The sequence below is a fragment of the Verrucomicrobiia bacterium genome, from assembly GCA_026414565.1.
Classification (GTDB): Bacteria; Verrucomicrobiota; Verrucomicrobiia; order Limisphaerales; family Fontisphaeraceae; genus Fontisphaera.
The window spans coordinates 192,224-215,874 of sequence record JAOAIT010000055.1; the positions used below are offsets into that span (position 1 = coordinate 192,224).

Here is a 23,651-nt window from a genome sequence, read left to right on the forward strand (position 1 = left end):
CCCGGATATGCCGCCCGGGCCAGGAAAATTGCGGATACCTGACGGCCAACCAGCGCCCATGTTTATCATTTGCAGCACTTGCGGGAGTGCCAATCCGGCCACCAGCGCTTCGTGCTGGAAATGCAGCATGCCTTTGGCCGTGGGCGAAGCGGCGCCCCGCACGGACGCCCCGCACGCCGCTACGCCACGTCCCGCCACCGCCCCGCCCGCTTCCACGGACAAACCTTCATCCACCGGGGCGGTGCGCGCCGAGGGGGTCGCTGCCGAAACGGTGCAATTCACCACCGCCTCCTACACCACGCGCACGCGGGTGGCGGGGGAGGCGCCCATCAGCCTGGCGCTGAATTTCCCCGCTCCGTGGTGGGCGGGCGAGCCGGCCACCCTGCACCTGGAGCTGCGCAATCTCATCAGCAAGCCGGTGGAACAACTCGAAATCAGCCTGCTTTCTCGGGCTTTTCGCGAGGTGTTGACCGAATCCTTTGCCGCCTTGCCGGGGCGCGAGATGTTGCGCCTGGCCCTGAAAGCCGTGCCCGCGGCCGCCGGCCAATTCCTGCTGACCTGCACGGTGAAACTGAAGAGCGGCGGGCAGGTCAAGAACTACATCGGCGCCCGGGTCATCTGGGTCAATCCGCTGCCGGCCCCGGAACATTACCCCCTGCCGCCCGAGCGCGTCCGCGTCAACCGTGGCGCCAACGGCTCGGACCTGCAGGCGGTTTGGGAAACCACGGGGCGGCCCCCGCTGTCCCGGCTGGCGGATTGGGCGGCGGTCCAGGCCCTGGCGCTGCCGGAAGTGTATGAGCCGCTGGAGCTGGGGCTGGATTATCAGCTCAGCGTTTCCGCGCTGGAAGAAAGCTCCCAGCGCCAGGAGCTGTACATCCCCCGCTTGTTCATCACCAACGCCCAGACGGGCACCAAATTGAAACTCAATCCCGCCAACCCGGACGAAGGCATGGGGATTCACCTGGTGGCCCGGCCCGTCTTCAAGATTGGCCGCTCGCGCATGGACAGCGATTATGTGACCTGGTTCTGGCCGCGCAGCCATGCCAACGATGAACGCACCCGGCATCTGAGCCGGGTCCATGTCATCATGGAAATGCGCGAGGGCCGCCCCATGCTGCGCGACGCCGGCAGCGTGGCCGGTTCCAACTACGACGGCCAGCCCCTGAGTGTGGAGAAATGGGAGCCCATTTTGCGGCGGGCCACCCTCGTCCTGGCGGGGGAATATTATCTGGAAGTGCACCCCGCGCCGGGCATGACCGCCGGGCAGATGGTCATCAAAAATCTTCAGCTTTGGAGCGGCCCGCATGAGTCCTCGCCTTCCCCCTGGCGGGGGGCGATTCATTTTACGCCCATGAACACCGCGGTGGCCCATCACGATGCCATCTGGCTGTTCAGCGAGGCCACTTTTGGCACCAGCCGCTCCAATGCCATCATGCTGCCGGAAAGCCAGGGGGTGAGCGAAGTCCAGGGCCGGTTCTATTACGCCTGCGGCGGATTCTGGCTGGAGAGCGTGGCGCGCAACGAAATGGTGCGGGTGAATTATTACGCGCTCAAACCAGGAGAAGTAGCTCCGCTTATCAACGGGCAGTTGGTGCAACTGGGCCGGATAAATTATCACGTGGAAATTTTGCCCTGAGCCCCGCTTTGGCATTGAAGCGCCGCCCAAAAGCTGTTACGGTTTTGGCTGAACAACCGGGCGGGCGCAGGCGTCGAACCTGTGGCCCCCGCACGAGGCCCGACCCATGACGCAGGGCGATGAAACGCTGTTCTGGCTGGTGGTGGCGCTGTTGGCCACGGTGGTCATGTTTGGCACCGTCTGCTCCTACCTGCTGGCGCGCCACCTCTGGCAGCGACGCCGCGAGAAGGTGGAGCCGGCATTTTTCCTGCACCCGTTCAAACCGCCGGGCGGGTCCTTCCAATTTCCCGGGGATTACCCCTGCCGCTGGCTGGCCATCAAGACGCGCTATCCCGCGGCCGTGCTTGAGGCCCTCCCCATCACCCGCGCCACGCCCTGCTCCTGGGAGGAGGGACTGGCGCGCACGTTTGACCGCAAATTGTTTGTTTCCCCGCCCATCAACGGGTGGATTCTGGTCTTGGGCGGGGCGCTGCCGGATCCGGCGGTGGATGTGGATCAGTGCTACCTCTTCCTCACCAATCTCAGCCGCAAACTGGGTCACGTGCAATTTTTCAACATGAACCGCTCCCTGCATCACCACGCCTGGGCGATGGTGGACAAGGGCCAGGTCCTGCGGGCCTACGCCTGGAGCGGCCAGACGGTGTGGCATGAAGGCCAGATCACCCCCGCAGAGTTGGACCTCGAGCTGGCCTGTTACGATTACGGGGAATCCCCGCGGCCCCGCCGGGACCGGCAGAATCCCCTGGCGGCCACCACCGAGCGCGTGCCCCTGCTGGCGGCCCGTTGGGGCATTGATCCTGCGGCGTTGAGCCGCTGCCTGACGGAGGATCGCGTGGGCTTGGCCGGAGAGCTGCGCCTGTCCAATCAGGAATAATTGTATGTCACTCGAATCGGCACTGGAACAATACCCCAAACAAGTCAAAACCAAATCCGGCTTGAAAATCACCCTGCGGCCTCTGGGGGCCGGCGAGGTCAAGGCGCTGCAGGAATTTTTCCACGCCCTGCCGCAGGAGGAAATGATGTTTTTGAAAGAGCGCCTGAATGACCCCGCGGTGCTGAAGCAATGGTGCAAACATCTGGATTTCCATCAAAACCTCCCGCTGCTGGCCTGGCAGGACAAACAACTGGTGGGGGTGGTCATCCTGCGCCAGGAGCAGGGCGGGTGGAAGCGTCACATCGGCCACATCAATGTTTATGTGCACCCCAAACAACGGGGGCAGGGGATTGGCCGCCTGCTGATCTCAGAGATCATTGACCTCGCCCGCCGCGCCGGGCTGGAGCGACTGGAAGCCGAGTTCTTTGGCGCGCAGGAAGGCGCCATGAAGCTCTTCGGCCTCATGGGTTTCAGCAACCTGCTTTCGTTGCCGGAGTACGTCAAGGACATGCAGGCCAACGCCCACGATTACATCATGATGGGCATCAAGCTGAGCACCGAGGAGGAATACGCCGGCATGGGCTGAGCGCCGGCCCCGCATCATGGCCCCGGAAATATGCCCCCAATGCGGGGCGGTGGTCCCTCCGGGGGCTGCCGCCTGTCCGGAATGTGGCTCGGACGAGCAGACCGGCTGGAGTGACCGCGCCCAGGCCCAGCGGCTGGGCATCCCGGACGACGAGTTCGATTACGATGCCTACATCAAGGAAGAATTCGGCCAGCAGCAGGAGTCCAAGGTGCGTCCGCGCGGCATTGCCTGGTATTGGTGGGCGGTGGCCATCCTGCTGGTTTTAATCCTCCTGAGCCGGCTGTGGGGATAGGCCGCCCGGCCCAACGCTCCGGCGCAGGGCCCGGCCTGGCACGCTGCCACGGGGGGGATGAGCGTGACGCTTGAGCAAGGTGCCTGAAAGCACACACAGGGGACGCCGAAGCTCCCCGAAATCACCCGAGATTGCCCATGGGCTTGATGCGATGGTTTTGGCTCGGTTTCTGGCAGGCACGGGAGGCCGTTCTGCGGGCCTTGGGCCGGGCGCCACGCCCCGCCGCCCATCCCCGGCCCGAGCCTTCCCCGGCGGAGGAAGCTGAAATCAAAGACGTGGTCGTGCTCCGACTTAAGGCCGCAGCCGAGCAGGGCGACCCCCAGGCCCAGGTGGACCTCGGCATTTGCTACTTCAACGGGGATGGGGTGACGCCAAGCTACCACGAGGCCGTGCAATGGTTTCGCCGGGCCGCAGCGCAGGGACATCCTGTGGGGCAGGTCAACCTGGGCATCTGTTACGCCAACGGCCAGGGCGTGAAACAGGACTACGCGGAGGCCGTGGAGTGGTTTCGCCGGGCCGCCGCGCAGGGTGACGCCCGCGCCATGGTGAGTCTGGGCGTATGCTACCAAAACGGCCAGGGCGTGCTGCGCAACGAGACCGAGGCGGTGAAATGGTTTCAGGCTGCCGCCGCCCAAAACTATCCGCCGGGCCTGGTGAGCCTGGCGGCCTGTTTTCAAAGTGGTCGCGGAGTGGCGGCGGATGAGCGCCGGGCTTTTGCATTATTCATGCAGGCGGCCCAGGCCGGCCAGGCGGTGGCCCAGTATGAAGTGAGCCGGTGTTACGAGACCGGCAGCGGCACCCACAAAGACGCCGCCCAGGCCGCCCAGTGGTGTTTGAAGGCGGCGCTGCAGGGCCTGATCCAGGCCCAGCATCAAATCGGCCTCTGGTATTGGGAAGGCTGGGGTGTCTCCCAGGATTTGGTGGAGGCCGCCCGTTGGCTCATGGCGGCGGCCGAGCATGGCGACCCGGCCGCGGTGGCCGATTGGGAGGCCTTGAAATCCCAGCTCACCGCCGCGCAAAGGGAGGAGGCCTTGCGCCGGAAAAATGCGGAAAGCTCAACCACCTCACCCCCGCCTGCCCGCTGAGCAGGGGATGCCGCCGGCTGGCGTCCTGGTCAATCGGGCGGCTTATTGCTTCAGCCGTTTTTTCCAGGCGGGATACTCCTCTTGCAAAAGTTTTTGCGGCCAGGTCCCGTACCACGCGTACCCGTTGCGCCGCTCGTGGCCAATCTCCGCCAATGCATATTTCACCACGCCGTCGCGATCACAAAAAATGGGTCGGTTGGTCCCGATTTCGTAGAAGCGCGCCCACAACGGCGGCGCCGCCGGATCGGCCTGCACCACGCGGTCCCGCCCCCCGGGTTGTGCCGCGTCTTTGATTTCCACCACTTTGAGGCCGCGCAGTTGCACCTTGTTCAGCCAGGCCACCGCGGCCTCCACCGCCTGCACCACCTCGGGTGCCGGCTGCTCCAGACTCATCAGCAGCCGCACCAGGCCCACCGACTCGCACCCGCTCAGGGACACCGGCTCAAAAGTGCGCGCCGGCCGCGGCTGGAAGTCCACCTCGTCGTGTTGGGCGCACCAGGCGGTCAGCTCGCCCTGCACGCGCACCTGGCATTTCAGGATGCACGCAATGCCGCGGTCGAAAGCGGCGCGCGCCGCCTGCCGGCGGGTTTCATCCAAAAAACGGTACACCGGGGAGGTCCAGGTTTCCCGCAAAAACTCCATCAGCCGCACCATGGCCTGATCATTAAACGTAATGTGGCGGTGGTACTGCGGGCCGGGCGGATAAAACTGCGGCCAGCCGCCGGTGGGATACTGGGCTTTGAGGATGTAGTCGAAACCGCGCTCAAAGGCCTGGCGGTATTGCGCCTCGCCGGTGGCATTGACCATCCGCGCCAGGAAACGCAGTTCATCCGTGGTGGCGCCATTGTCAAAAGTGGGCTTCAGATTTTCCGGTTTGCCCGTGTATTTTTTGGCGGCGGTGGCCGTGTTCTTGGGCCAGCCGCCCAAAGGCGATTGATGCGACAGGATATTGGCGGCCACTTCGGCTGCTGCCTCAGTCTGATACCACTCCGGCGGACGGTTTAGAAACGCCGAGGCCCGCTGGCCCAACGCGGCATAAACCGTGGCCGCCAGCGCCATTGTAATCAACCCGATGCTCAAGTTGGGAGGCATCTTCCCCACTCTAAACCATCGGCACGGGCAAATCCACTCCGGTTTTCCGGCGCTTGCCGGCGAGGCTGGGCGCGCTTATCTTGCGCCCATGACTGCACCAAATCGTGTGCCGGTGGCTCTGACTATTGCCGGCTCGGACAGCGGCGGCGGCGCCGGCATTCAGGCCGATCTGCATACCTTTGCGGCCTTGGGCGTGCATGGCACCTCCGCCCTCACCTGCCTGACCGCCCAAAATCCTCGTGAAGTCAAAGCCGTTCATTCTGTCTCTGCAGCTTTTTTGCGGCAACAGCTTGAAGCCGTCTTTGCCGAGCTGCCGCCGGCCGCCCTCAAGACCGGCATGCTCTATTCCCGTCTTCTGATTCAAGAGGTGGCGGAGTTTTTGGTATCGTTAAAAAGGCGTCCGCCGCTGGTGGTGGACCCGGTGATGCTGGCCACTTCCGGCGCGGCGCTGCTGCGCCCGGAGGCCGTCCGCGCCTTGCAAGAACGGTTGCTGCCCCTGGCGCAGGTCATCACGCCCAATGCGCCCGAGGCGGCCGCGCTGTCGGGGCGGACGGTGCAATCAGTGGAGGATTTGCGGGCGGTGGCGCGGGTGCTGCACGCCCGGCACGGCTGCGCGGTGCTTCTCAAGGGGGGGCATCTGCGCGGATTGAAAGTGGCCGTGGATGTTTTGTGGGACGGGCGCAGTGAATGGCTCTTGGAGGCGCCACGGGTGCCCCGCGTCTCCACCCACGGCACCGGCTGCACCTACTCTGCGGCCATCACCGCCGGTCTGGCACAGGGCCTGCCGCTGGTGGAGGCGGTGGGGCAGGCCAAGCAGTTTATCACGCAGGCCATCGCCCAAAGCCGGCGGGTGGGGCGGCATCAGGCCCTGCACTGGCTGGCGGCCGCCCGCCCGGCACGGCCGCGGGCGGCCCGGTGTGGCTGCTCAGGTGCGGCTTGTCAATGTGCCTGAGGTGGGGTTAACTAAGAGAGTCGCATGAACGTCGAATACACCTTCACGATGAGCGATGGGCACACCCATCGTTTCACGGTGAACGTGGATCGTCCATGCGCCCAGGCCGATCCGGCCAAGCCTCCCCCCGCCTGGACGGCCCTGGAGTTTCATCAATGCCGCAACTGCCCCCTGCGCCGTGAGACCCATCCCCATTGTCCGGTGGCGCTGGATTTGCAGGAAATCACCGAGCGTTTTCAGGCCGTGCATGCGCTCGACTCGGTCACGGTGGAGGTGCGCACGCCGGAGCGGACGTACGTAAAATATTGCGATGTGCAGACGGGGTTGCGGGCGTTGCTGGGGCTGGTGATGGCCTCCAGCGGTTGTCCCATCACCAGCCGGCTCAAGGCCCTCAGTTACTATCATCTGCCTTTTGCCAACGCCGAGGAGACCCTCTTCCGGGCGGTGGCGGCCCATCTGTTGCAGCAGTACTTCGTGCAAAAAGCCGGGGGCCAGCCGGATCTGGAATTAAAAAACCTGCGGCAGCTCTACGAAGATTTACGCCTCGTCAACACCGACTTCGAAGCCCGCCTGCGCGCCGCCAACCGCCAGGACTCGAACCTTGCGGCGATCATTGCGCTGAACTTCCTTTCGGCCGCCGTGTCCTGCTCGCTGGATGAAGCCCTGGCCCGGCTCAAGCCGCGGTTTGCCGCCGTGTTCGAGCCTGTGAGTACATGACCATTACCTACACCTTCACCCTGCAAAGCGGCGAGGTGCATCAATTTGATGTGCATCTGGAGCGCGGCATGCCCCCGGCCCACCCGCCGCGCCCTTACGCGCCCTGGACGCGGCTGGACTTTCAGCAGTGCAGCAACTGCCCCCTGCGCAGCGACCGCCATCCCTATTGTCCCACCGCGGTGGATCTGGAGCAGATTGCCCACCGCTTCAGCAGCATCAAATCTTTTGAAAAAGCCTGCGTGGAGGTGCGCACGCCGGACCGCACCTATACCAAGCATTGTGACGTGCAAACCGGCCTGCGCGCCCTGCTGGGCCTCATCATGGCCACCAGCGCCTGCCCCATTTCCTCGCAGCTCAAGGGCCTGGCCCATTTTCATCTGCCTTTTGCGAGCATTGAGGAGACGCTCTTTCGCGTGGCCGGGGCGTACCTCATCAAGCAGTATTTCGTCCAGCAGGCCGGCGGCACACCCGATTGGAATCTGGCGGGGCTGGACCGCTACTACCGCGACCTGCAGGAGCTGAACGCCTGCTTCAAAGGCCGCCTGGATGCGGCCAGCGACAAGGACGCCAATCTTAATGCGATTTGTTCGCTCAATTTCCTTTCCATCGCCGTGGCCAGCGGCGTTGAGGATCAACTGGATCGCCTCAAATCACGTTTTGAGGTGAAATAGGCTTGTTGCTCCGCCCGCGTTGCGCTGGACAGGTTGCCAGGCCGCAGGGGCGTTGATTTCCCAGCGGCGGACCTTGATTCCCCGGCCACTGTCGCATGATTTGACGGCAAAGGTTTTTGTTGTCAAACCGCGCCGCTTTCCTCCAAATTGGCGCTACCGCGCCCGCAGCGGGCGCGGGCCAAACAGAGCACGCTTATGGCCTCAAATTTTACGCTTGGACTGGACTACGGCACCAATTCGGTGCGCGCCTTGATTGTGGAGACGGCCACCGGCCGCGAGGTGGCCAGCGCCATCACGGTGTACCCGCAGGGCGAGCAGGGGGTCATCCTGGATCCCCAGGACCCCAACCTGGCCCGGCAACATCCCGAAGATTATCTCACCGGGCTGGAGGCCAGCGTGAAACAGGCGCTTAAACTCGCCGCCAAGGACCGCGAATTCAAACCCGAGCGCATCATTGGCATCGGCGTGGATACCACCGGCAGCACACCGCTGCCCGTGGATAATAAAGGCCGGCCGCTGGCCATGAGCAAAAAGTTTGCCCGCCACCCCGCCGCCATGGCCTGGCTGTGGAAGGACCACACCGGCCACGCGGAAGCCGAGGAGATCACCGCCGCCGCGGAAAAGTCGCGCCCGCAATTCCTCGCCAAGTGCGGCGGGCGTTATTCCAGCGAATGGTTCTGGAGCAAGATTCTGCATTGTGCGCGCACGGCGCCGGAGGTCTTCGACGCGGCTTACACGTGGGTGGAATGCGCGGACTGGATTCCCGCGGTGCTCACGGGCACGGATGCCCCGGAGCAATTAAAACGCGGTGTTTGCGCCGCCGGCCACAAAGCCATGTACCATCGCGCTTGGGGCGGTTATCCCGATGCGGAGTTTCTGGGCGCCTTGGACTCCCGCCTGGTGCGGGTGCGCCAGACCCTGCCTGCCGAGTGCTTTCATGTGGGCCACGCCGCCGGTCAGTTGACCCGCCCCTGGGCCAAACGCCTCGGCCTCAAACCCGGCATCCCGGTGGCGGTGGGCGCGTTTGACGCGCATCTGGGCGCGGTCGGCTCCGGCATCGCGCCGGGCGTGCTCGTCAAGATCATCGGCACCTCCACCTGTGACATCCTGGTTTCTCCTTTGGCGACCGTGCTGCCGGACATCCCGGGGCTGTGTGGCATCGTTCCTGAATCCGTGCTGCCGGGCATGTACGGTTTGGAAGCCGGCCAGTCGGCAGTGGGCGACATCTTCAACTGGTTTGTGAATGTCATCGCCCCCGGCGGCGCCAGGCAAGGCTCGCATGAGGCGCTCACGAAAGGCGCAGCGGCGCTCAAGCCCGGCCAGAGCGGGTTGCTGGGGCTGGACTGGCACAATGGCAATCGCACCATTCTGGTGGACCAGCGCCTCACCGGCCTGATCCTTGGCTTGACGCTGCATTCCACGCCGGCCGAGATTTACCGCGCGCTCATTGAGTCCACCGCCTACGGCGCCCGGCGCATCATCGAACGCTTTGAGGAGTACGGCGTGAAGGTCGAGCGCGTCGTCAATTGCGGCGGCATTGCGGCCAAAAACCCCCTGGTCATGCAAATCTATGCCGATGTGCTCGGCCGACCGATGCAAATTTCGCGCAGCGACCAGACCTGCGCGCTGGGCGCGGCCATGGCGGGCGCCGTGGTGGCCGGCAAGGCCGCCGGCGGACACGAAAACTTTGCCGCGGCGGCGCAGGCCATGACCGGCGTCAAGGCCCAATCCTTCCAGCCGATTCCGGAAAATCAGGCGGTGTACGAGCGGCTTTATCAGCTTTACCGCCGGCTGCACGATGCCTTTGGCGTGCGCGGCACGCAGGCGGATCTGGCCGGGGTGATGAAAGAATTGTTGAACATTCGGGACGCCACCCGTTAAGGTGGCCGCAGTGAACTTGAGCATGGAGCAAGCACATGGCTTTTGAGCAACTCAAAGAACGGGTCTGGCGGGCCAATCAAGGTCTGATCGAAAATGACTTGGTGATCCTGAGCTGGGGCAACGCCAGCGGCATTGACCGCAGCGCGGGCGTCGTCGCCATCAAACCCAGCGGCGTGCCCTACAACAAATTGCGCGTCGAGGACATCGTGGTGCTCTCCCTGGCCACGGGCGAAGTGGTCGAAGGCAGGGCGCGCCCCTCTTCGGACACCGCCACGCATCTGCATTTGTACCGCGCGTTTCCCTCGATTGGCGGGGTGGTGCACGCCCATAGCGTCTATGCCACCGCCTTTGCGCAGGCCGGGCGTGATTTGCCCTGCCTCGGCACCACCCATGCCGACACCTTTTACGGCACGGTGCCGCTCACCCGTCAGCTCACGCCGGAGGAAATCGCCGCCGATTACGAGCTGAACACCGGCAAAGTCATCGAGGAAACCTTCCGCACCCGCCACCTGAACCCGGACCAAATCCCGGCGGTGTTGGTGGTGGGCCACGGGCCGTTTGCGTGGGGGCCGACCACCGAGAAGGCGCTGGAAAATGCCTTCATCCTGGAAAAAGTGGCCATGATGGCCATCAACACCTACCGCGTAAATCCGGACAGCCAGGCCATCCCCCAGGCCCTGCTGGACAAACACTTCCTGCGCAAGCACGGGCCGACGGCTTACTATGGCCAGCGGTAACGTGAAGTTGCGCTTTACAAATGCGGCGGCACCGGTTTAATTTGACGCATCGCTTATGTGTAATGTCATTTGCTGGTTGGGCCTCGCCATCCTGGTGGCGGGGCTGGGCGCAGGCTGTGCGGGTCCGGAGAAAAAACTGGGCCGGGGCATGAACAACGCCACGGAGTTTCTGCGGCTGGGCGAGCTGCGCCGCTCGGTGGAGCAAACCGCGCTTTTTGACAGCCCGGAATCGGCCTACACCACGGGTTTCATTCGCGGCATGAATCGCACCCTCGCCCGCACCGGCATTGGCATCTACGAAATCATCACCTTCCCCTTCCCGAGCTATGAGCCTGTGTTGACGCACAAGTTTTCGGCCAAGCCGGTGTACCCGGATACCTACCGGCCCAACTTGATCGAAGATCAGACTTTTGCCCCCGACACCTCCCTGGGCTTTGCCGGCGGCGATGTCATCCCCTTCGTCCCGGGCAGCCGTTTCCGGGTGTTTGATAATTAAGGGTGCCTGATGCCAGGGCGCCAACCTCGCGTTGGCGCTTTTTTTATGCCCATGAACCGCCTGGAGCGATCATCCCCCTGTAAAATCAATCTTTTATTGAACATTCTGGGCCGTCGCCCGGATGGATTTCACGAGCTGGAGACGCTCTTTTTTCCGCTGCCGTTGCATGATCGCCTTGAGTTTGAACCGGCGGCGGGCGGCTCCGGCATCGTGCTGACCTGCACGCATCCCGGATTGCCCACCGGCCCGGAGAATCTCGTGTATCGGGCCGCTCAAAGCTTCTTCGCCACCACCGGCCTGCCGCCCGCGGTACGCATCCACCTGGAAAAAAATCTCCCGCTGGCCGCCGGCCTCGGGGCGGGCAGTGCCAACGCCGCCGTGACCCTGCAGGCCCTGAATGAGATGCACCACCGCCCCTTGACCCCTGCCCAGTTGCATGAATTGGCGGCCACTTTAGGCTCGGATGTGCCCTTTTTCCTCCAAGACCGGCCGGCGCTTGCTTTTGGCCGCGGCGAGCAACTGGAGCCGCTGCCGGAGTTGACCGCCATGAAAAATGGGGCGGTTCTCCTGGTTCACCCCGGCTTTGGCGTTTCCACGGCCTGGGCCTATCGCGCCCTGGCCGAATTCCCCGAGGCCTTGAACGGCCGTCCCGGCCGCGCCCGGGCTTTGGCGCAAGTTCTTCAGAAGGGCAGTTTGCTTGAAGCTGCGCCCCATTTCTACAACGCGCTGGAGGCGCCGGTGCTGCGCAAATATCCCCTGCTGCAATGGTTTCAGGATTTTCTGCGCGGTCAGGGTGCCATCGCCGCCCTTATGAGCGGCAGCGGCTCCACCACCTTTGCCTTGATGCCCGGCCCGGCCGCGGCGGAAAACGCCCTGGCGGCATTGCGCGCTGCCTATCAGGCGGACTTTTGGTCTGCGGTGGTCCCGCTGGCATGACCCGGGGCGTGGGCGCCGGTTGAATGCCCTTTCGCGCCCTTGACCTGCCGGACCAGGCCAACGCAGGGAGATTTTCCGCCCGGAGCCTGTTTAACCGCTTGACCTTTGGGGGGACAGCCCGCTTAATAGACCGCTGAGCGTTGTCGGGTACACGCACATGTTGGCGCAACTAAAGAGCCTGTTCTCCAACGACATCGGCATAGACCTGGGCACGGCAAACACCCTGGTGTACGTGCGGGATCGCGGGATCGTGCTCCGGGAGCCGAGCGTCGTGGCCATTCAAGCCGGCACCACCAACGTGGTGGCCGTGGGAGAAGAGGCCAAGCGCATGATCGGGCGCACACCGGTGAATCTGGTGGCCATCCGCCCCATGAAGGACGGGGTGATCGCGGAGTTTGAGATCACCGAGGCGATGCTGCGGCATTTCATTCAAAAAGTGCATTACCGCAAGCTGATCGCCCCCCGGGTGGTGGTGGCCGTGCCTTCGGGCATCACCGAGGTGGAAAAAAGAGCCGTGCGCGATTCGGCCATGCATGCCGGCGCCCGCGAGGTGTATCTCATTGAGCAACCCATGGCTTCGGCCATCGGCGTGGGCATGCCCGTGCATGAGCCGGCCGGCAATATGATTGTGGACATTGGTGGCGGCACTTGTGAAATCGCCATCATCTCCCTCTCCGGCATCGTCTATAGCCGCAGCCTGCGGGTGGGCGGAGACGAGTTCGACGAAACCATTGTCGCGCACATGAAGCGCACCTACAACCTCATGATTGGCGAACGCACCGCGGAAGAAATCAAAATTCGCATTGGTTCGGCCTTTCCGCTGGAGCAGGAATTAACCATGGAAGTTAAAGGTCGCGATCTCGGCGCCGGGTTGCCGAAGACCATTACCATCCGGTCCGAGGAAATTCGCGAGGCATTGCAGGAACCGCTTTCCCAGATTTTGGAGTCCGTGCGCATCACGCTGGAACGATGCCCGCCGGAATTGTCCGCCGATCTGGTGGACCGCGGCATCGTGGTGGCGGGCGGCGGCGCGCTGTTGCGCGGCATTGACCGGCTGATCTCCGAGGAGACCGGCCTGCCGGTGCACATCGCCGACGACCCCCTCACCGCCGTGGCCGAAGGCACCGGCCGGGTGTTGCAGGAAATGGAGTTCTTGAAGCGGGTTACTTCGCAGCCCAGAGGTTAATGCCCTGGCGCGGCGTTCGCCACCACGCAACAACGTGGCGGCGAAATGTTACGCAAACAACATTGGTGGATTTTGGGCGCAGCCGCACTGGCGGGCCTCCTCGTGCTCGGCCTGCCGGAGCGCGCCGCCGCCCGCCTGAAACAAGGCCTGGCGGCCCTCTTCCTTCCGCTCTTCGGCCTCTCCCAATCCTCCGGACGCCTGGCCGACAAGGCCGGAGCGCTGACCGTCCCCAAGGCGGAGCTGCTTGCCGAAAACGAGCGCTTGCGCCGGGAGATCCAGGAGCTCCGGCTCCGCCAGCATCAGGCCGCCGAATGGTGGCGCGAAAACGAAGCCCTCCGCCGCCATCTCGGCTGGAAGGCCCAGGCCCCCTGGAAGATGAAACTCGTGCGGGTCATTGGCCGTGACCCCGCCAACTGGTGGCGCGCCATGCACATTGACGCCGGCCTGGCCGACGGCCTCCGCCCCAATTATCCGGTGGTCACCCCCGAGGGCCTGGTCGGCCGCTTGCATGAGTGCGCCGAGCATCGCTCCCTCGTGGTCTTGCTCGGTGACCCCAAATGCCGCGTGGCCGCCCTGGTGCCGGAGGCCCAGGACTCCGGCATTGTCCTGCCCGGCGCCTCGGCTTCCTGGAAAAACCAGTTTGTGGAGCTGGCCTACCTGTCCCGGCAGACCGAGCTTAAACCCGGCCAGCGGGTCATCACCAGCGGCCTGGGGGGGATCTTCCCGCCGGGCATTCCGATTGGGGATATTGCGGACTGGCGGCTGGTGGACGGCCTGTACGTCGAGGCGCGGGTGCGCGTGGCGGTAAATTTTAGTGCGCTGGAGGAGGTATGGGTGTTAATTCCATGAAATGGCTCCCGCATCTCCTGTTGCTGGCCGCCGCCTGGGCCCTGGCTTTTCTGCCCTGCGCCATGGACTGGCCGCAGCGATGGCTGGGCGCGCAAGTCAGTTTTTTGCCGCCATTGATGGTTTATGCGGCCCTGAATTGCGGGCCGGGCTGGCTGGCGTTGCTGGCCCTGGCCGGGGGGCTGGGGGCGGATGCCCTGTCCTGCAACCCCCCGGGGAGCACGTCCGTGCCGTTGTTGTTGATTGGCATGGCCGTGCTGCGTCATCGCGAGGTGATCCTGCGCAAGGAAACCTTTGCCCAGGTGACCCTCGGGCTGGCCGCCAGCGCGGCGGCGCCCCTGCTGCAGGTCTTGCTGCTGCTGACCTTCGGTTATGATCCGCTGGTGGGCTGGGCCTCCCTCTGGCCGTGGCTGTTCATGGCCGTGGCCGGCGGCGCAATGACGCCCTTGTTGTTTCGGGCGCTGGACCGGCTGCTGGGCGCCGTAACCTATCCGGCGGCGGGCCCGGGCGGTTTTGCCCCCGAGCGGGAAATTGTGCGCGGACGTTATTAAGCATGGCATTGCTGGAAAATTTGCATCAGGGTGACCGGCCCTTGCAGGCGCTGGCGGGCGTGATGGCCGCCGGCCTGCTCGTTTTGCTCGGCGGCCTCTGGTACGTGCAAATTGTCGCCGGCAAGAAGTACGCCGAGGAGCAGGTGGCCCAGTCTTTTCGCACGGTCCGCATTCCGGCCGTGCGCGGCAAAATTGTGGATCGCGACGGACGCGTGCTGGCGGAAAACCGGCCGGCCTACCACGCCAGCGTGTACCTCGAAGCCTTGAGTCCCTACTTCCGCCAGGCCTATGCCCTCCTGGTCTCCAACGAAGCCGCCCGCGTGCGCGCCCAATATCATCGGAACCTGACGCGGGAGGAGCGTGCCACGCTGGCCCGCGCGGCCCGTTACATGGTGGCCAGCAACGTGGTGACCCGCCTTGGTTATTTGTTGGGCCAGCCGGCCGAGTTGTCGCCCGCAGCCTTTCACGCGCATTACGATCAACGCCGTGCCCTGCCGCTCCCGGCGGTCCTCGATTTAAGCTCCAATCAGGTGGCGCGGCTCATGGAAAACACCGTCCTGCCGGTGGGCGTGGATTTGGATGTGCAACCCGTCCGGGTCTATCATCACGGCCTCCTGGCCGCGCATGTGCTCGGGTACCTGCGCAAGGACAACTCGTCCTTCGAAGGCGAGGAGGCCTTTTTCAACTTCCGCCTCCCCGACTACCGCGGCGTCATCGGCATCGAGGGGGTGTTCGACGCCCAGCTCCGCGGCCGTGCCGGAGTGAAGTCCGTCCTGGTCAATTATCTGGGCTATCGCCAGAGCGAGAACATCTGGACCCCCGCCGAGCCGGGCCAGAATGTGGTGCTGACGCTGGATGTGGAACTGCAGCGCGTGGCCGAAAAAGCCCTGGCCGAAGCCGGCCGCGACACCGGCCAGCCCACCCGCGGCGCGGTGGTGGTGATGGAGGTGCACACGGGCGATCTGCTGGTGCTGGCCTCCGCGCCGGCCTATGACCCGAATGATTTTCTGCCCGCCATTTCCCCGGAGTTGATGGAGCAGTTGAATGATCCGCAGCAACGCCCGTTCATCAACCGCGCCACCCAGGAGCGTTACCCCCCCGGCTCTATCTTCAAAATCATCACCGCCCTGGCCGCCCTCGAGGCCGGGGTGCTGGACCCCCAGGAAATCTACCAGGGCAAAGGCTATGCGCAGGTGGGTGACACGCGCATTGGCGACACCGCGCCGCCCGGCCCGTATGACTTCCGCCGCGCCTTCAAACTTTCGAGCAATGATTACTTCATCCACTATGGCCTGCGCGCCGGGCTGGAGGCCCTCCTGCGGGTGGGCCAGCGGCTCCATTTGGGGGAACCGGTGGATTTGCCCACCGGCCAGAATGATCCCGGCTTTTTCCCCACGCGCGAATGGATGCAGCAGCGCCGCGCCCGCGGCGTGGTGTGGAGCGAGGGCGATACCGCCAACCTGTGCATCGGCCAGGGCTACCTCGCCGTCAACCCCGTCCAGATGGCGGTCATGACGGCGGCCATTGCCAATGGCGGGCGCGTCCTGTATCCCCGCCTGGTGCAGCGGGTGGAGCCCATGGAGATCACCGGCCTGGGCCAGAACGTGGTGGAATACCCCCCGCGCCTGCGGGGCGAGCTGGGCGTCCACCCCCGCCATCTGGAGCTTGTGCGCGATGCCATGCTGGCCGATGTGGAAGACCCCGATGCCACCGGCCGCCGGGCCGCGGTGCCCGGTTTCCGCATCGGCGGCAAAACCGGCACGGCGGAAGTCAAACAAGGTCGGCGGGTGGTGGACAAAATCACCTGGTTTGTGGCTTTTGGCCCGTATGAGCACCCGCAGTATGCGGTGGTGGTCATGGTGGAAAGCGGCGCCTCCGGCGGATTCACCTGCGCGCCGGTGGCCGCGCAAATCTTCAAAGCCCTGCGGGACCGGCAGCGGCCGGCGCCCCTGGCCATGCACTCTGCCCAATGAAATCGCCCCTCTCCATCTTGAATGAGCGCCAGCCGGTGGTGGACTGGCTGTTGTTGGGGGCCGTGGGGCTGTTGATGGTCATGGGGCTGGCCTTCATTTACAGCGCCACCCTCGGCAGCGAAGCCTTGCGCAGCCTGCCCTTTTATCAGCAGCACCACTTCAAGCAGGCCGTCTGGTGCGCCCTGGGCGCGGGTTTGGGCATCGCCGCTTGTGCGGTGCCCTATCCGCGGTTGCTGCGCTTCGCGCTGGTGGCCTATTGGGCCTGTATTCTGTTGCTGATTCTGGTGCTCATCCCCGGCATTGGCACCAGCCACGGTTGGGGCGCCATGCGCTGGATTGATCTGGGGCCGGTGCAAATCCAGCCCTCCGAATTCGCCAAGCTCGCATTGATCATGGCCCTGGCGCATTACCTGAGCCGCCCGGTGGAGGAATTGCGGCAAACGCGCACTTTCTGGACCGCGCTGGGGCTGATGGCCCTGCCGTTTGTATTGATCCTGCGTGAACCCGATCTCGGCTCGGCCCTCCTCCTGCTGCCCGTCACCCTGGCCATGTTGGTGGTGGCCGGCACGCCCACCGGGTATCTGGTGCGGCTGGGGCTGGCCGGATTCATGCTCGTGAGTTTGCTGTTGGTGGATGTCTTGCTGGCGCCGCCCAACTGGCGGTTGAAATTGGAGGATTACCAGCGGCGCCGCTTGCTCGTGTTTTTTGGTTTGGATTATACCCGTTTTGCTCCGCCGCAGGCCACGGCGGCGGAGTTGCAGCGCCTGCGTCTGCAACAACAGAATGACGAATACTGCTCGCGGCAGGCGCTCATTTCCGTCGGCTCGGGTGGTTTGGCCGGCAAAGGCTGGCGGCAGGGGGCCCAGATCGCCCTGGGATACCTGCCGCGCGGTGTGGCTCACAACGACTTCATCTTCTCTGTCATCGCCGAGGAGAAGGGCTTTTTGGGAAGTGCGTTGGTGGTGGGCTTGTATGGCGTGGTGCTGGGGTGCGGTCTGCGGACCGCCGCCCTGGCCCGGGATCGCCTCGGCAAGCTGCTGGCGGTGGGCATTGTGGTACTGCTCTTCAGCCAGGTCTTCATCAACATCGGCATGAACATTCGCATCCTGCCCGTCACCGGTGTGCCCCTCCCGCTGCTCAGTTATGGCGGCAGCTCGGTGCTTTGCACACTGCTGGGACTGGGCTTGTTGCACAACGTGTACCTCTATCGAAGGGACTAATGGTATGAGTGAAACTGGTCGTTCTTTTGGCCGCCGCCGTGGCGGCATGCGCTTCCGCCCCACCGGCGGATTGAAGCCTCCTTCCCCCAAGGTCGAGCGCGCCGCGCAGGAAGCCCGCGCCGAAGCCCTGGGCACCAAAAATGAGGTGGAATCCATCTATGACCGCCGCCGCCATGAGGCGGAAATTCAACGCGCGGAAAACCTGGCCGCCGGCCTCCCGCCGGACGCTCCCCCCGCCCCCGCGCCGGAAGCCCCGCCCACCGAGGGCGGGCGCAGCCAGGAGTTTCGCGCCCCCAATCTGGACACCCCGGCCGAGGTCACCGAGGACACCTACCAGCCGGTGGAAATTGAGGAAAAACCCAAGGGCCTGGTGGAGTCCATCAAGCATGCCGCCAACAAGGTCATCACCAAGGTCAAACGCCTCATCCGCCCCGTCCAGCGCAGCCACAAGGAGGTCATCATCAACGTCGAGTCGCTGGAAACCCGCGTGGCTGTGCTCGAAGCCGGGCGGCTGGAGGAGTTCACCATCGAGCGCACCACCGAGGAGCGCATGGCCGGCAGCATCTACAAGGGCAAGGTGCGCAACCTCGAGGACGGCCTCAAGGCGGCCTTTGTGGACATTGGCTATGAGAAAAACGCCTTCCTGCATTACTGGGACATCGTGCCCAGCAATTTTGACAGCAGCGTGGAAGTCGTCGAGCGCGACACCGGCCGCCGCCGCGAGCGCGAGAAGCCCAAAATCACCCAGAAGGACATCCCCCGCGTTTACCCGCCCGGCTCCGACATCATCGTGCAGGTGACTAAGGGGCCGATCGGCACCAAGGGGCCGCGCGTGACCACCAACCTGGTCCTGCCCGGCCGTTATCTGGTCCTGCTGCCCAACTCCGAGCAGTCGGGCATCTCCCGCAAAATCGAAAACCACGAAGAACGCCAGCGGTTGAAAAAAATCCTCCGCAACCTGCATATCCCCGACGGCATGGGGGTCATCATCCGCACGGTGGGCGAGGGACAGCAGGCCCGCTACTTCGTGCGCGACCTGGCGCTGTTGCTCGAAGAATGGGCCGGCATCCAGGAGCGCATCCGCACCCTGCCGGCCCCCGCCTGCGTGTTCAAGGAGCCGGACCTGATCGAGCGCACCGTGCGGGACTTCCTCACCGAGGACGTGGAGCGCATTGTGGTGGACAACGCGGCGGCGTGCGAACGCATGAAGCAGATGATCGGCCGCATCTCCAAACGCTCCGTCAGCAAGGTCAAGTTGTACACCGAGAGCACGCCCATCTTTGACAAGTTCAACATCACCCCGCAGCTCGAGCAGGCCTTCTCGCGCCAGGTCACCCTCAAGAGCGGCGGACACCTGGTCATTGACGAAACGGAGGCCCTGGTGGCCATTGACGTCAACCCCGGCCGCCACAAGGGCACCAAGGACCAGGAGTCCACCATCCTCAAGGTCAACCTCGAAGCCGCCGAGGAAATCTGCCGGCAGTTGCGCCTGCGCAACATCGGCGGCCTCATCGTGCTGGACTTCATTGACATGCGCCATCCCCGCGACCGCCAGGCCGTGTACCGCAAAATGCTGGAATGTCTCAAACGCGACCGCGCCAAAACCCATATCCTGCCCATCTCCCAACTGGGCTTGATGGAGATGACGCGCCAGCGGCATTCGGAGAGTGTGCGGGCCTCGGTGTTTGACGACTGCCCCTACTGCAAAGGCCGCGGCAAGGTCAAAAGCGCCCTCTCCATGAGCGTCGAAATCCAGCGGCGCCTGGCCGAGATCCTCAAGAAACGGCCCCGCGATGAATCGGACTTCCAGCTCCGCATCGTGGTGCACCCCACCGTCCTCGAACGCCTGCGCAAGGAGGACGAGAAGCTCATCATCGAGATGGAGAAAAAGTATTTCGGCCGGCTCAGCTTCCGTGCCGATCCCAGCTTCCACGCCGAGCAGTTCAAAATCTACAATGCGCTGACCAACGAGGAGCTGGCCTCCGAGAAAGATTAATCACTACCCTGCTTGAAGGAGGGCCGGCGCTCGCGTCGGCCCTCCATTTTTTTGCCGGCACGCACAGCGTTGGACTTCTTCCCGCGCACCGGGTATTTCCTGAACATCCCGGTAATTGGTCCGTTGGGTACAAACTTTTTCACCTGCACGGTTTCGAGCAGGGTGGTCAAAAAAAGCCAGTTTTTAAGCCGTCGGATTTATGTCTGTAAGTTGTTAAAGATAAACACTTTATAAATATTTGACGGCTCGTTTTTTCCCTTGGCATGGCCGGTGCTCTATGGCCCGCACGTTAAGTCGGGCATCTGCCTGAGGTGGATGCATCGTGGCAATAGCAATCAACGCGGTGAACGCACAGGCGAACATGAAGAAAATCGAAGCCATCATAAAACCGTTCAAATTGGACGATGTCAAAGATGCCCTGAGTGACTTGGGCATCGAGGGTATGACGGTGACCGAGGTCAAGGGATTTGGCCGGCAGAAAGGGCACACCGAAATCTACCGCGGCAGCGAGTACACGGTGGATTTCCTTCCCAAAATCAAAGTGGAGGTGGTGGTGGCCGACAGTCAGTGCGAGGCGGCAGTGGGGGCCATTCTGAAGTCCGCCAAGACGGGCAAGATCGGAGACGGCAAAATCTTCATCACCACCATAGATGAAGCCATCCGCATCCGCACCGAAGAACGGGGGCAGCAGGCGGTGTAAGGGATGAAGCGATGGCCGGCAAGATGAACCCAAGAATCTTAAACGTTAACCCTTTCTAAAGCGAAATTATGAAAAAGATTTTTCTGCTTCTGAGTTTGATGACCTGGATGGCGCTCGGCGGCGGCACGGCTCTGAGGGCGGCGGACGCCGCCCCGGCGCCCGAGCGCTCGCTGGCGGAGCGCATTGCGGATCTGGAGGCCTACATGAACAACGTGGCGCGGGTGGAAAACACCAATGCGCCCTCCAAAATCCCCGGCCCGGGGCCGGGCCACAATGCCTGGCAGATGACCTCGACGGCCCTGGTGTTGTTCATGACGCTGCCGGGCCTGGCCCTGTTCTACGGCGGCCTGGTGCGGCGCAAGAATGTGCTTTCCGTCATGGCGCAATGCCTGGGCATCGCCGGCCTGTCCACCGTGTTGTGGTTTATTTGCGGATACAGCCTGACGTTTGCCCCGGGCAATCCGTTCATCGGCGGGTTTGACTACCTTTTCCTCAAGGGCGTCAACGGCGGCGAGGTCGGGCAGGGGAGCAACTGGATCAGCAACAACGTGTGGGCCATGTTCCAGCTCACCTTTGCCATCATCACCCCCGCGTTGATCGTGGGCGCCATTGCCGAGCGCATGAAATTCTCCGCTCTCATGCTCTTCATGCTGGGCTGGATGTTTCTGGTGTATTTCCCGCTGGCCCACATGGTCTGGGCGGCGGACGGCTTGATGTGCGGGCCGCTCAATCCCAACGCCAAGATCAAGGCGCTGGATTTCGCCGGAGGCACCGTGGTGCACATGTCCTCGGGCTGGTCCGCGCTGGTGCTCTGCTTGATCCTGGGCAAGCGCCTGGGCTTTCCCAAGGAGCTCATGCCGCCGCACAGCATGGTGTTGACCATGATCGGCACCGGCATGCTGTGGGTGGGTTGGTATGGGTTTAATGCCGGCAGCGCCCTGGCCGCCGACGGCATCGCGGCCAACGCTTTCGTGGCCACGACGCTGGCCGCGGCGATCGCGAGCTTCGTGTGGCCCATGGCGGAGTGGGTGTTCCGCGGCAAGCCGAGTGTGCTCGGTTTCTGCTCCGGCGCGGTGGCAGGCTTGGTGGTCGTCACTCCGGCGTGCGGTTTTGTCAACACCAACGGCGCTGTCCTCATCGGTGTCGCGGCGGGTTTGGTCCCGTTCTTCGCGTGCTGGAAACTCAAGGCATGGCTCGGCTACGACGACGCGCTGGACACCTTTGGCGTCCATGGCGTCGGCGGCACACTGGGCGCGTTCCTGACCGGACTGCTGGCCAAGCTGGAAGCCAACGCCAACCTCGGCAACAACCTCAAGAGCCTCGTTGGCCACAGCTTGTGGATCGAACAACTAAAAGCGATCGGTCTGACGATCCTGATGGCGGTCATTGGCACGACGATCATCGCCTTCATCGTCAAGGCTGTGGTGGGCTTGCGTCCGGCGCCGGAGGACGAACGCCTGGGTCTAGACATCACCGACCACGGTGAGGAGGGTTACAATCTGATCTGAACGGTTCCATCCAATGGGAGACGTGCCATGAAGAAAATCGAAGCCATCATCAAGCCGTTCAAACTCGAAGAAGTGAAGGCCGCGCTCGCCGAAGTCGGCGTCGAGGGCATGACCGTGACCGAAGTGAAAGGCTTCGGCCGGCAGAAAGGCCACACGGAGATCTATCGCGGCAGCGAATACACGGTGGATTTCCTGCCGAAGATCAAGATGGACGTGGTCGTGACCGATGCGCAGGTGGAATCAGCCATCGCCGCCATCCTCAAGAGCGCCCGCACCGGCAAAATCGGCGACGGCAAGATATTCGTGCTGCCCGTTGAGGAAGCCATCCGCATCCGCACCGACGAGCGCGGCAACAAGGCGGTGTGAAGCTGGCGCCGGAAAAGGGGCTTCGTAGGCAACTTCGCGGTTTGACATTGCAGAGCGTGCCGGGGAAGGCTACAAGGCACGGTAGGCATTTCAAGCCAGCGAAGGAACAACGCGCATGAAGAAAATCGAAGTCATCATCAAGCCGTTCAAACTGGAGGAAGTGAAGTCGGCCCTCGCCGAAGTGGGGGTCGCGGGGCTGACGGTCACGGAGGCGAAGGGCTTCGGTCGGCAAAAGGGCCACACCGAAATCTACCGCGGCAGCGAATACACCGTGGATTTCCTGCCGAAGTTGAAGATTGACCTGGTGGTCGCTGACGAGATGGTCGAGCCGGCGATCGCGGCCATCGTCAAGAGCGCCCGCACCGGCAAGATCGGCGACGGCAAGATCTTCGTGCTGCCCGTCGAGGAAGCCATCCGCATCCGCACCGACGAGCGCGGCAACAAGGCGGTGTGAAGCCAGACACCGATGGCGCGAGCGGCGTTTCCGAAAGGAAGCGCCGCTTTTGCTTCAGCGCCGGGACACGCTCGCGGTTTGGTCCGCGCTGAGGTTCTGGCCTTTCAACACCCAAGCTCGCTCTCGCCAGTCACCGATGCCAGATCCAATACCAGCGGCGTCCGCGCCGGATGCGACCGGTCGCGGCGAGGATCAAACTTCGCGCTTGTGACCGGTGCAGCGGTCGCCTATGCTCGCGCGCGTCGTGGGAGCGGCAATCACTATTCTTGGCAGCGGTTCGGCCGGCAACTGCGCGTTGTTGGAAACGCCTCGGGTCTGCCTGTTGATTGACGCCGGCCTCAGCGGCAAACAGATCGCCCTGCGGCTGGCGAGCATCGGCCGCACGCTCGACGACGTGGACGCGGTGTTGCTGACCCACGAGCACCACGATCACGCGCAGGGACTGCCCGTCCTCTGCCGACGCCACCGAATTCCGGTCTTCGCCAATCGCCTTACCATCGAGGTCCTGCAGGAGGACATGGGGCACGTGCCGATGGCCGGATTGTGGAAGGTGTTCCAGACCGGCCAGGCGTTTGAACTGGGCGATGTGATCGTCGAGACGTTTCCCGTTCCGCATGACGCGCAAGACCCGGTCGGGTTTCTGCTGCGGCACGAGAACCTGAACGTTGGCGTGCTCGCTGATCTCGGCCACGTCACGCGCCTGATCGTCGAGCGGCTCAAACGCGCTCATATCCTGCTGCTGGAGACCAATCACGACGTGCGGATGCTGCAGGAGGACCCGCGCCGGCCGTGGTCGCTCAAGCAACGCATCCTCTCGCGGTTCGGCCATCTCTCCAATGAAGCGGCCGCCGAGGCCGCCACGCAAATCGTCCACGACGACCTGCGGCACATCTTCC

General features: G+C 63.7%; 25 protein-coding genes. 23 read left to right on the forward strand and 2 right to left on the reverse strand.

The genetic code is table 11. From position 1 onward, the window contains the following. The first annotated feature begins 127 nt into the window (after positions 1-127). The 5 genes from N3J91_13590 (at position 128) to N3J91_13610 (ending at position 4,473) form a co-directional block, all read left to right on the forward strand. Positions 128-1,636, forward strand: coding sequence for a hypothetical protein (locus tag N3J91_13590; protein ID MCX8157455.1), 1,509 nt, complete (start codon positions 128-130; stop codon positions 1,634-1,636). 106 nt (positions 1,637-1,742) lie between these two features. Then, positions 1,743-2,510, forward strand: coding sequence for a hypothetical protein (locus N3J91_13595; protein ID MCX8157456.1), 768 nt, complete (start codon positions 1,743-1,745; stop codon positions 2,508-2,510). A gap of 4 nt (positions 2,511-2,514) precedes the next feature. Beyond that, the gene (locus tag N3J91_13600) at positions 2,515-3,096 is read left to right on the forward strand and encodes a GNAT family N-acetyltransferase (protein ID MCX8157457.1); all 582 of its coding nucleotides are present in this window, start codon (positions 2,515-2,517) and stop codon (positions 3,094-3,096) included. Positions 3,097-3,112: 16 nt separating this feature from the next. After that, positions 3,113-3,388, forward strand: coding sequence for a zinc-ribbon domain-containing protein (locus N3J91_13605; protein ID MCX8157458.1), 276 nt, complete (start codon positions 3,113-3,115; stop codon positions 3,386-3,388). 146 nt (positions 3,389-3,534) lie between these two features. Then, positions 3,535-4,473, forward strand: a complete 939-nt coding sequence (locus N3J91_13610; protein ID MCX8157459.1) for a sel1 repeat family protein — start codon at positions 3,535-3,537, stop codon at positions 4,471-4,473. Between the two features lie 42 nt (positions 4,474-4,515). Here N3J91_13610 and pelA read toward each other — a convergent pair whose 3' ends face one another. After that, positions 4,516-5,565, reverse strand: coding sequence for a pectate lyase (gene pelA, locus N3J91_13615; GenBank protein ID MCX8157460.1), 1,050 nt, complete (start codon positions 5,563-5,565; stop codon positions 4,516-4,518). Positions 5,566-5,653: 88 nt separating this feature from the next. On the opposite strand from pelA, the gene thiD reads away from it, so the two are divergent. From thiD to N3J91_13680, 13 genes are all read left to right on the forward strand, one after another. Beyond that, positions 5,654-6,517, forward strand: coding sequence for a bifunctional hydroxymethylpyrimidine kinase/phosphomethylpyrimidine kinase (gene thiD / locus N3J91_13620; GenBank protein MCX8157461.1), 864 nt, complete (start codon positions 5,654-5,656; stop codon positions 6,515-6,517). A gap of 24 nt (positions 6,518-6,541) precedes the next feature. Further along, positions 6,542-7,234 carry a hypothetical protein gene (locus tag N3J91_13625; protein MCX8157462.1) on the forward strand — a complete coding sequence of 231 codons (693 nt, stop codon included), beginning with the start codon at positions 6,542-6,544 and terminating at the stop codon, positions 7,232-7,234. After that, positions 7,231-7,905, forward strand: coding sequence for a hypothetical protein (locus tag N3J91_13630; GenBank protein ID MCX8157463.1), 675 nt, complete (start codon positions 7,231-7,233; stop codon positions 7,903-7,905). Before N3J91_13625 ends, N3J91_13630 begins: the two co-directional genes overlap by 4 nt. Before the next feature lie 195 nt (positions 7,906-8,100). Next, on the forward strand, positions 8,101-9,786 hold the full coding sequence (locus tag N3J91_13635) for a ribulokinase (protein MCX8157464.1): 1,686 nt from the start codon (positions 8,101-8,103) through the stop codon (positions 9,784-9,786). A gap of 35 nt (positions 9,787-9,821) precedes the next feature. Continuing rightward, positions 9,822-10,523 carry an L-ribulose-5-phosphate 4-epimerase AraD gene (gene araD / locus N3J91_13640; GenBank protein ID MCX8157465.1) on the forward strand — a complete coding sequence of 234 codons (702 nt, stop codon included), beginning with the start codon at positions 9,822-9,824 and terminating at the stop codon, positions 10,521-10,523. A 55-nt stretch (positions 10,524-10,578) separates the two neighbouring features. Further along, positions 10,579-11,019, forward strand: a complete 441-nt coding sequence (locus N3J91_13645) for an exosortase system-associated protein, TIGR04073 family (protein MCX8157466.1) — start codon at positions 10,579-10,581, stop codon at positions 11,017-11,019. A gap of 45 nt (positions 11,020-11,064) precedes the next feature. Further along, the gene (gene ispE / locus N3J91_13650; protein MCX8157467.1) at positions 11,065-11,955 is read left to right on the forward strand and encodes a 4-(cytidine 5'-diphospho)-2-C-methyl-D-erythritol kinase; all 891 of its coding nucleotides are present in this window, start codon (positions 11,065-11,067) and stop codon (positions 11,953-11,955) included. A gap of 157 nt (positions 11,956-12,112) precedes the next feature. Next, the gene (locus N3J91_13655) at positions 12,113-13,141 is read left to right on the forward strand and encodes a rod shape-determining protein (protein ID MCX8157468.1); all 1,029 of its coding nucleotides are present in this window, start codon (positions 12,113-12,115) and stop codon (positions 13,139-13,141) included. A gap of 45 nt (positions 13,142-13,186) precedes the next feature. Continuing rightward, complete coding sequence (locus N3J91_13660; GenBank protein ID MCX8157469.1) at positions 13,187-13,990, forward strand: rod shape-determining protein MreC; 804 nt, start codon at positions 13,187-13,189, stop codon at positions 13,988-13,990. Next, a complete protein-coding gene (locus N3J91_13665) occupies positions 13,987-14,538 on the forward strand; it encodes a hypothetical protein (GenBank protein ID MCX8157470.1) in 552 nt (183 codons plus the stop codon). Before N3J91_13660 ends, N3J91_13665 begins: the two co-directional genes overlap by 4 nt. A gap of 2 nt (positions 14,539-14,540) precedes the next feature. Beyond that, positions 14,541-16,511, forward strand: a complete 1,971-nt coding sequence (locus tag N3J91_13670) for a penicillin-binding transpeptidase domain-containing protein (GenBank protein MCX8157471.1) — start codon at positions 14,541-14,543, stop codon at positions 16,509-16,511. After that, positions 16,508-17,731, forward strand: a complete 1,224-nt coding sequence (locus N3J91_13675) for a rod shape-determining protein RodA (GenBank protein MCX8157472.1) — start codon at positions 16,508-16,510, stop codon at positions 17,729-17,731. Before N3J91_13670 ends, N3J91_13675 begins: the two co-directional genes overlap by 4 nt. 4 nt (positions 17,732-17,735) lie before the next feature. Then, positions 17,736-19,727: an Rne/Rng family ribonuclease gene (locus tag N3J91_13680; GenBank protein MCX8157473.1), complete on the forward strand. Its 1,992-nt coding sequence runs from the start codon at positions 17,736-17,738 to the stop codon at positions 19,725-19,727. Here N3J91_13680 and N3J91_13685 read toward each other — a convergent pair. Beyond that, positions 19,724-19,897: a hypothetical protein gene (locus tag N3J91_13685; GenBank protein MCX8157474.1), complete on the reverse strand. Its 174-nt coding sequence runs from the start codon at positions 19,895-19,897 to the stop codon at positions 19,724-19,726. The two genes, N3J91_13680 and N3J91_13685, sit on opposite strands and share 4 nt — an antisense overlap. Before the next feature lie 191 nt (positions 19,898-20,088). Here N3J91_13685 and N3J91_13690 point away from each other — a divergent pair, with 191 nt between their 5' ends. The 5 genes from N3J91_13690 to N3J91_13710 form a co-directional block, all read left to right on the forward strand. Then, positions 20,089-20,427, forward strand: a complete 339-nt coding sequence (locus N3J91_13690; GenBank protein MCX8157475.1) for a P-II family nitrogen regulator — start codon at positions 20,089-20,091, stop codon at positions 20,425-20,427. Positions 20,428-20,495: 68 nt separating this feature from the next. Next, positions 20,496-21,935 carry an ammonium transporter gene (locus N3J91_13695; protein ID MCX8157476.1) on the forward strand — a complete coding sequence of 480 codons (1,440 nt, stop codon included), beginning with the start codon at positions 20,496-20,498 and terminating at the stop codon, positions 21,933-21,935. A gap of 27 nt (positions 21,936-21,962) precedes the next feature. Continuing rightward, positions 21,963-22,301, forward strand: a complete 339-nt coding sequence (locus tag N3J91_13700) for a P-II family nitrogen regulator (GenBank protein MCX8157477.1) — start codon at positions 21,963-21,965, stop codon at positions 22,299-22,301. 115 nt (positions 22,302-22,416) lie between these two features. After that, positions 22,417-22,755: a P-II family nitrogen regulator gene (locus N3J91_13705; protein ID MCX8157478.1), complete on the forward strand. Its 339-nt coding sequence runs from the start codon at positions 22,417-22,419 to the stop codon at positions 22,753-22,755. A gap of 229 nt (positions 22,756-22,984) precedes the next feature. Further along, the coding region (locus tag N3J91_13710; GenBank protein MCX8157479.1) for an MBL fold metallo-hydrolase at positions 22,985-23,651 on the forward strand (667 nt) is incomplete at its 3' end.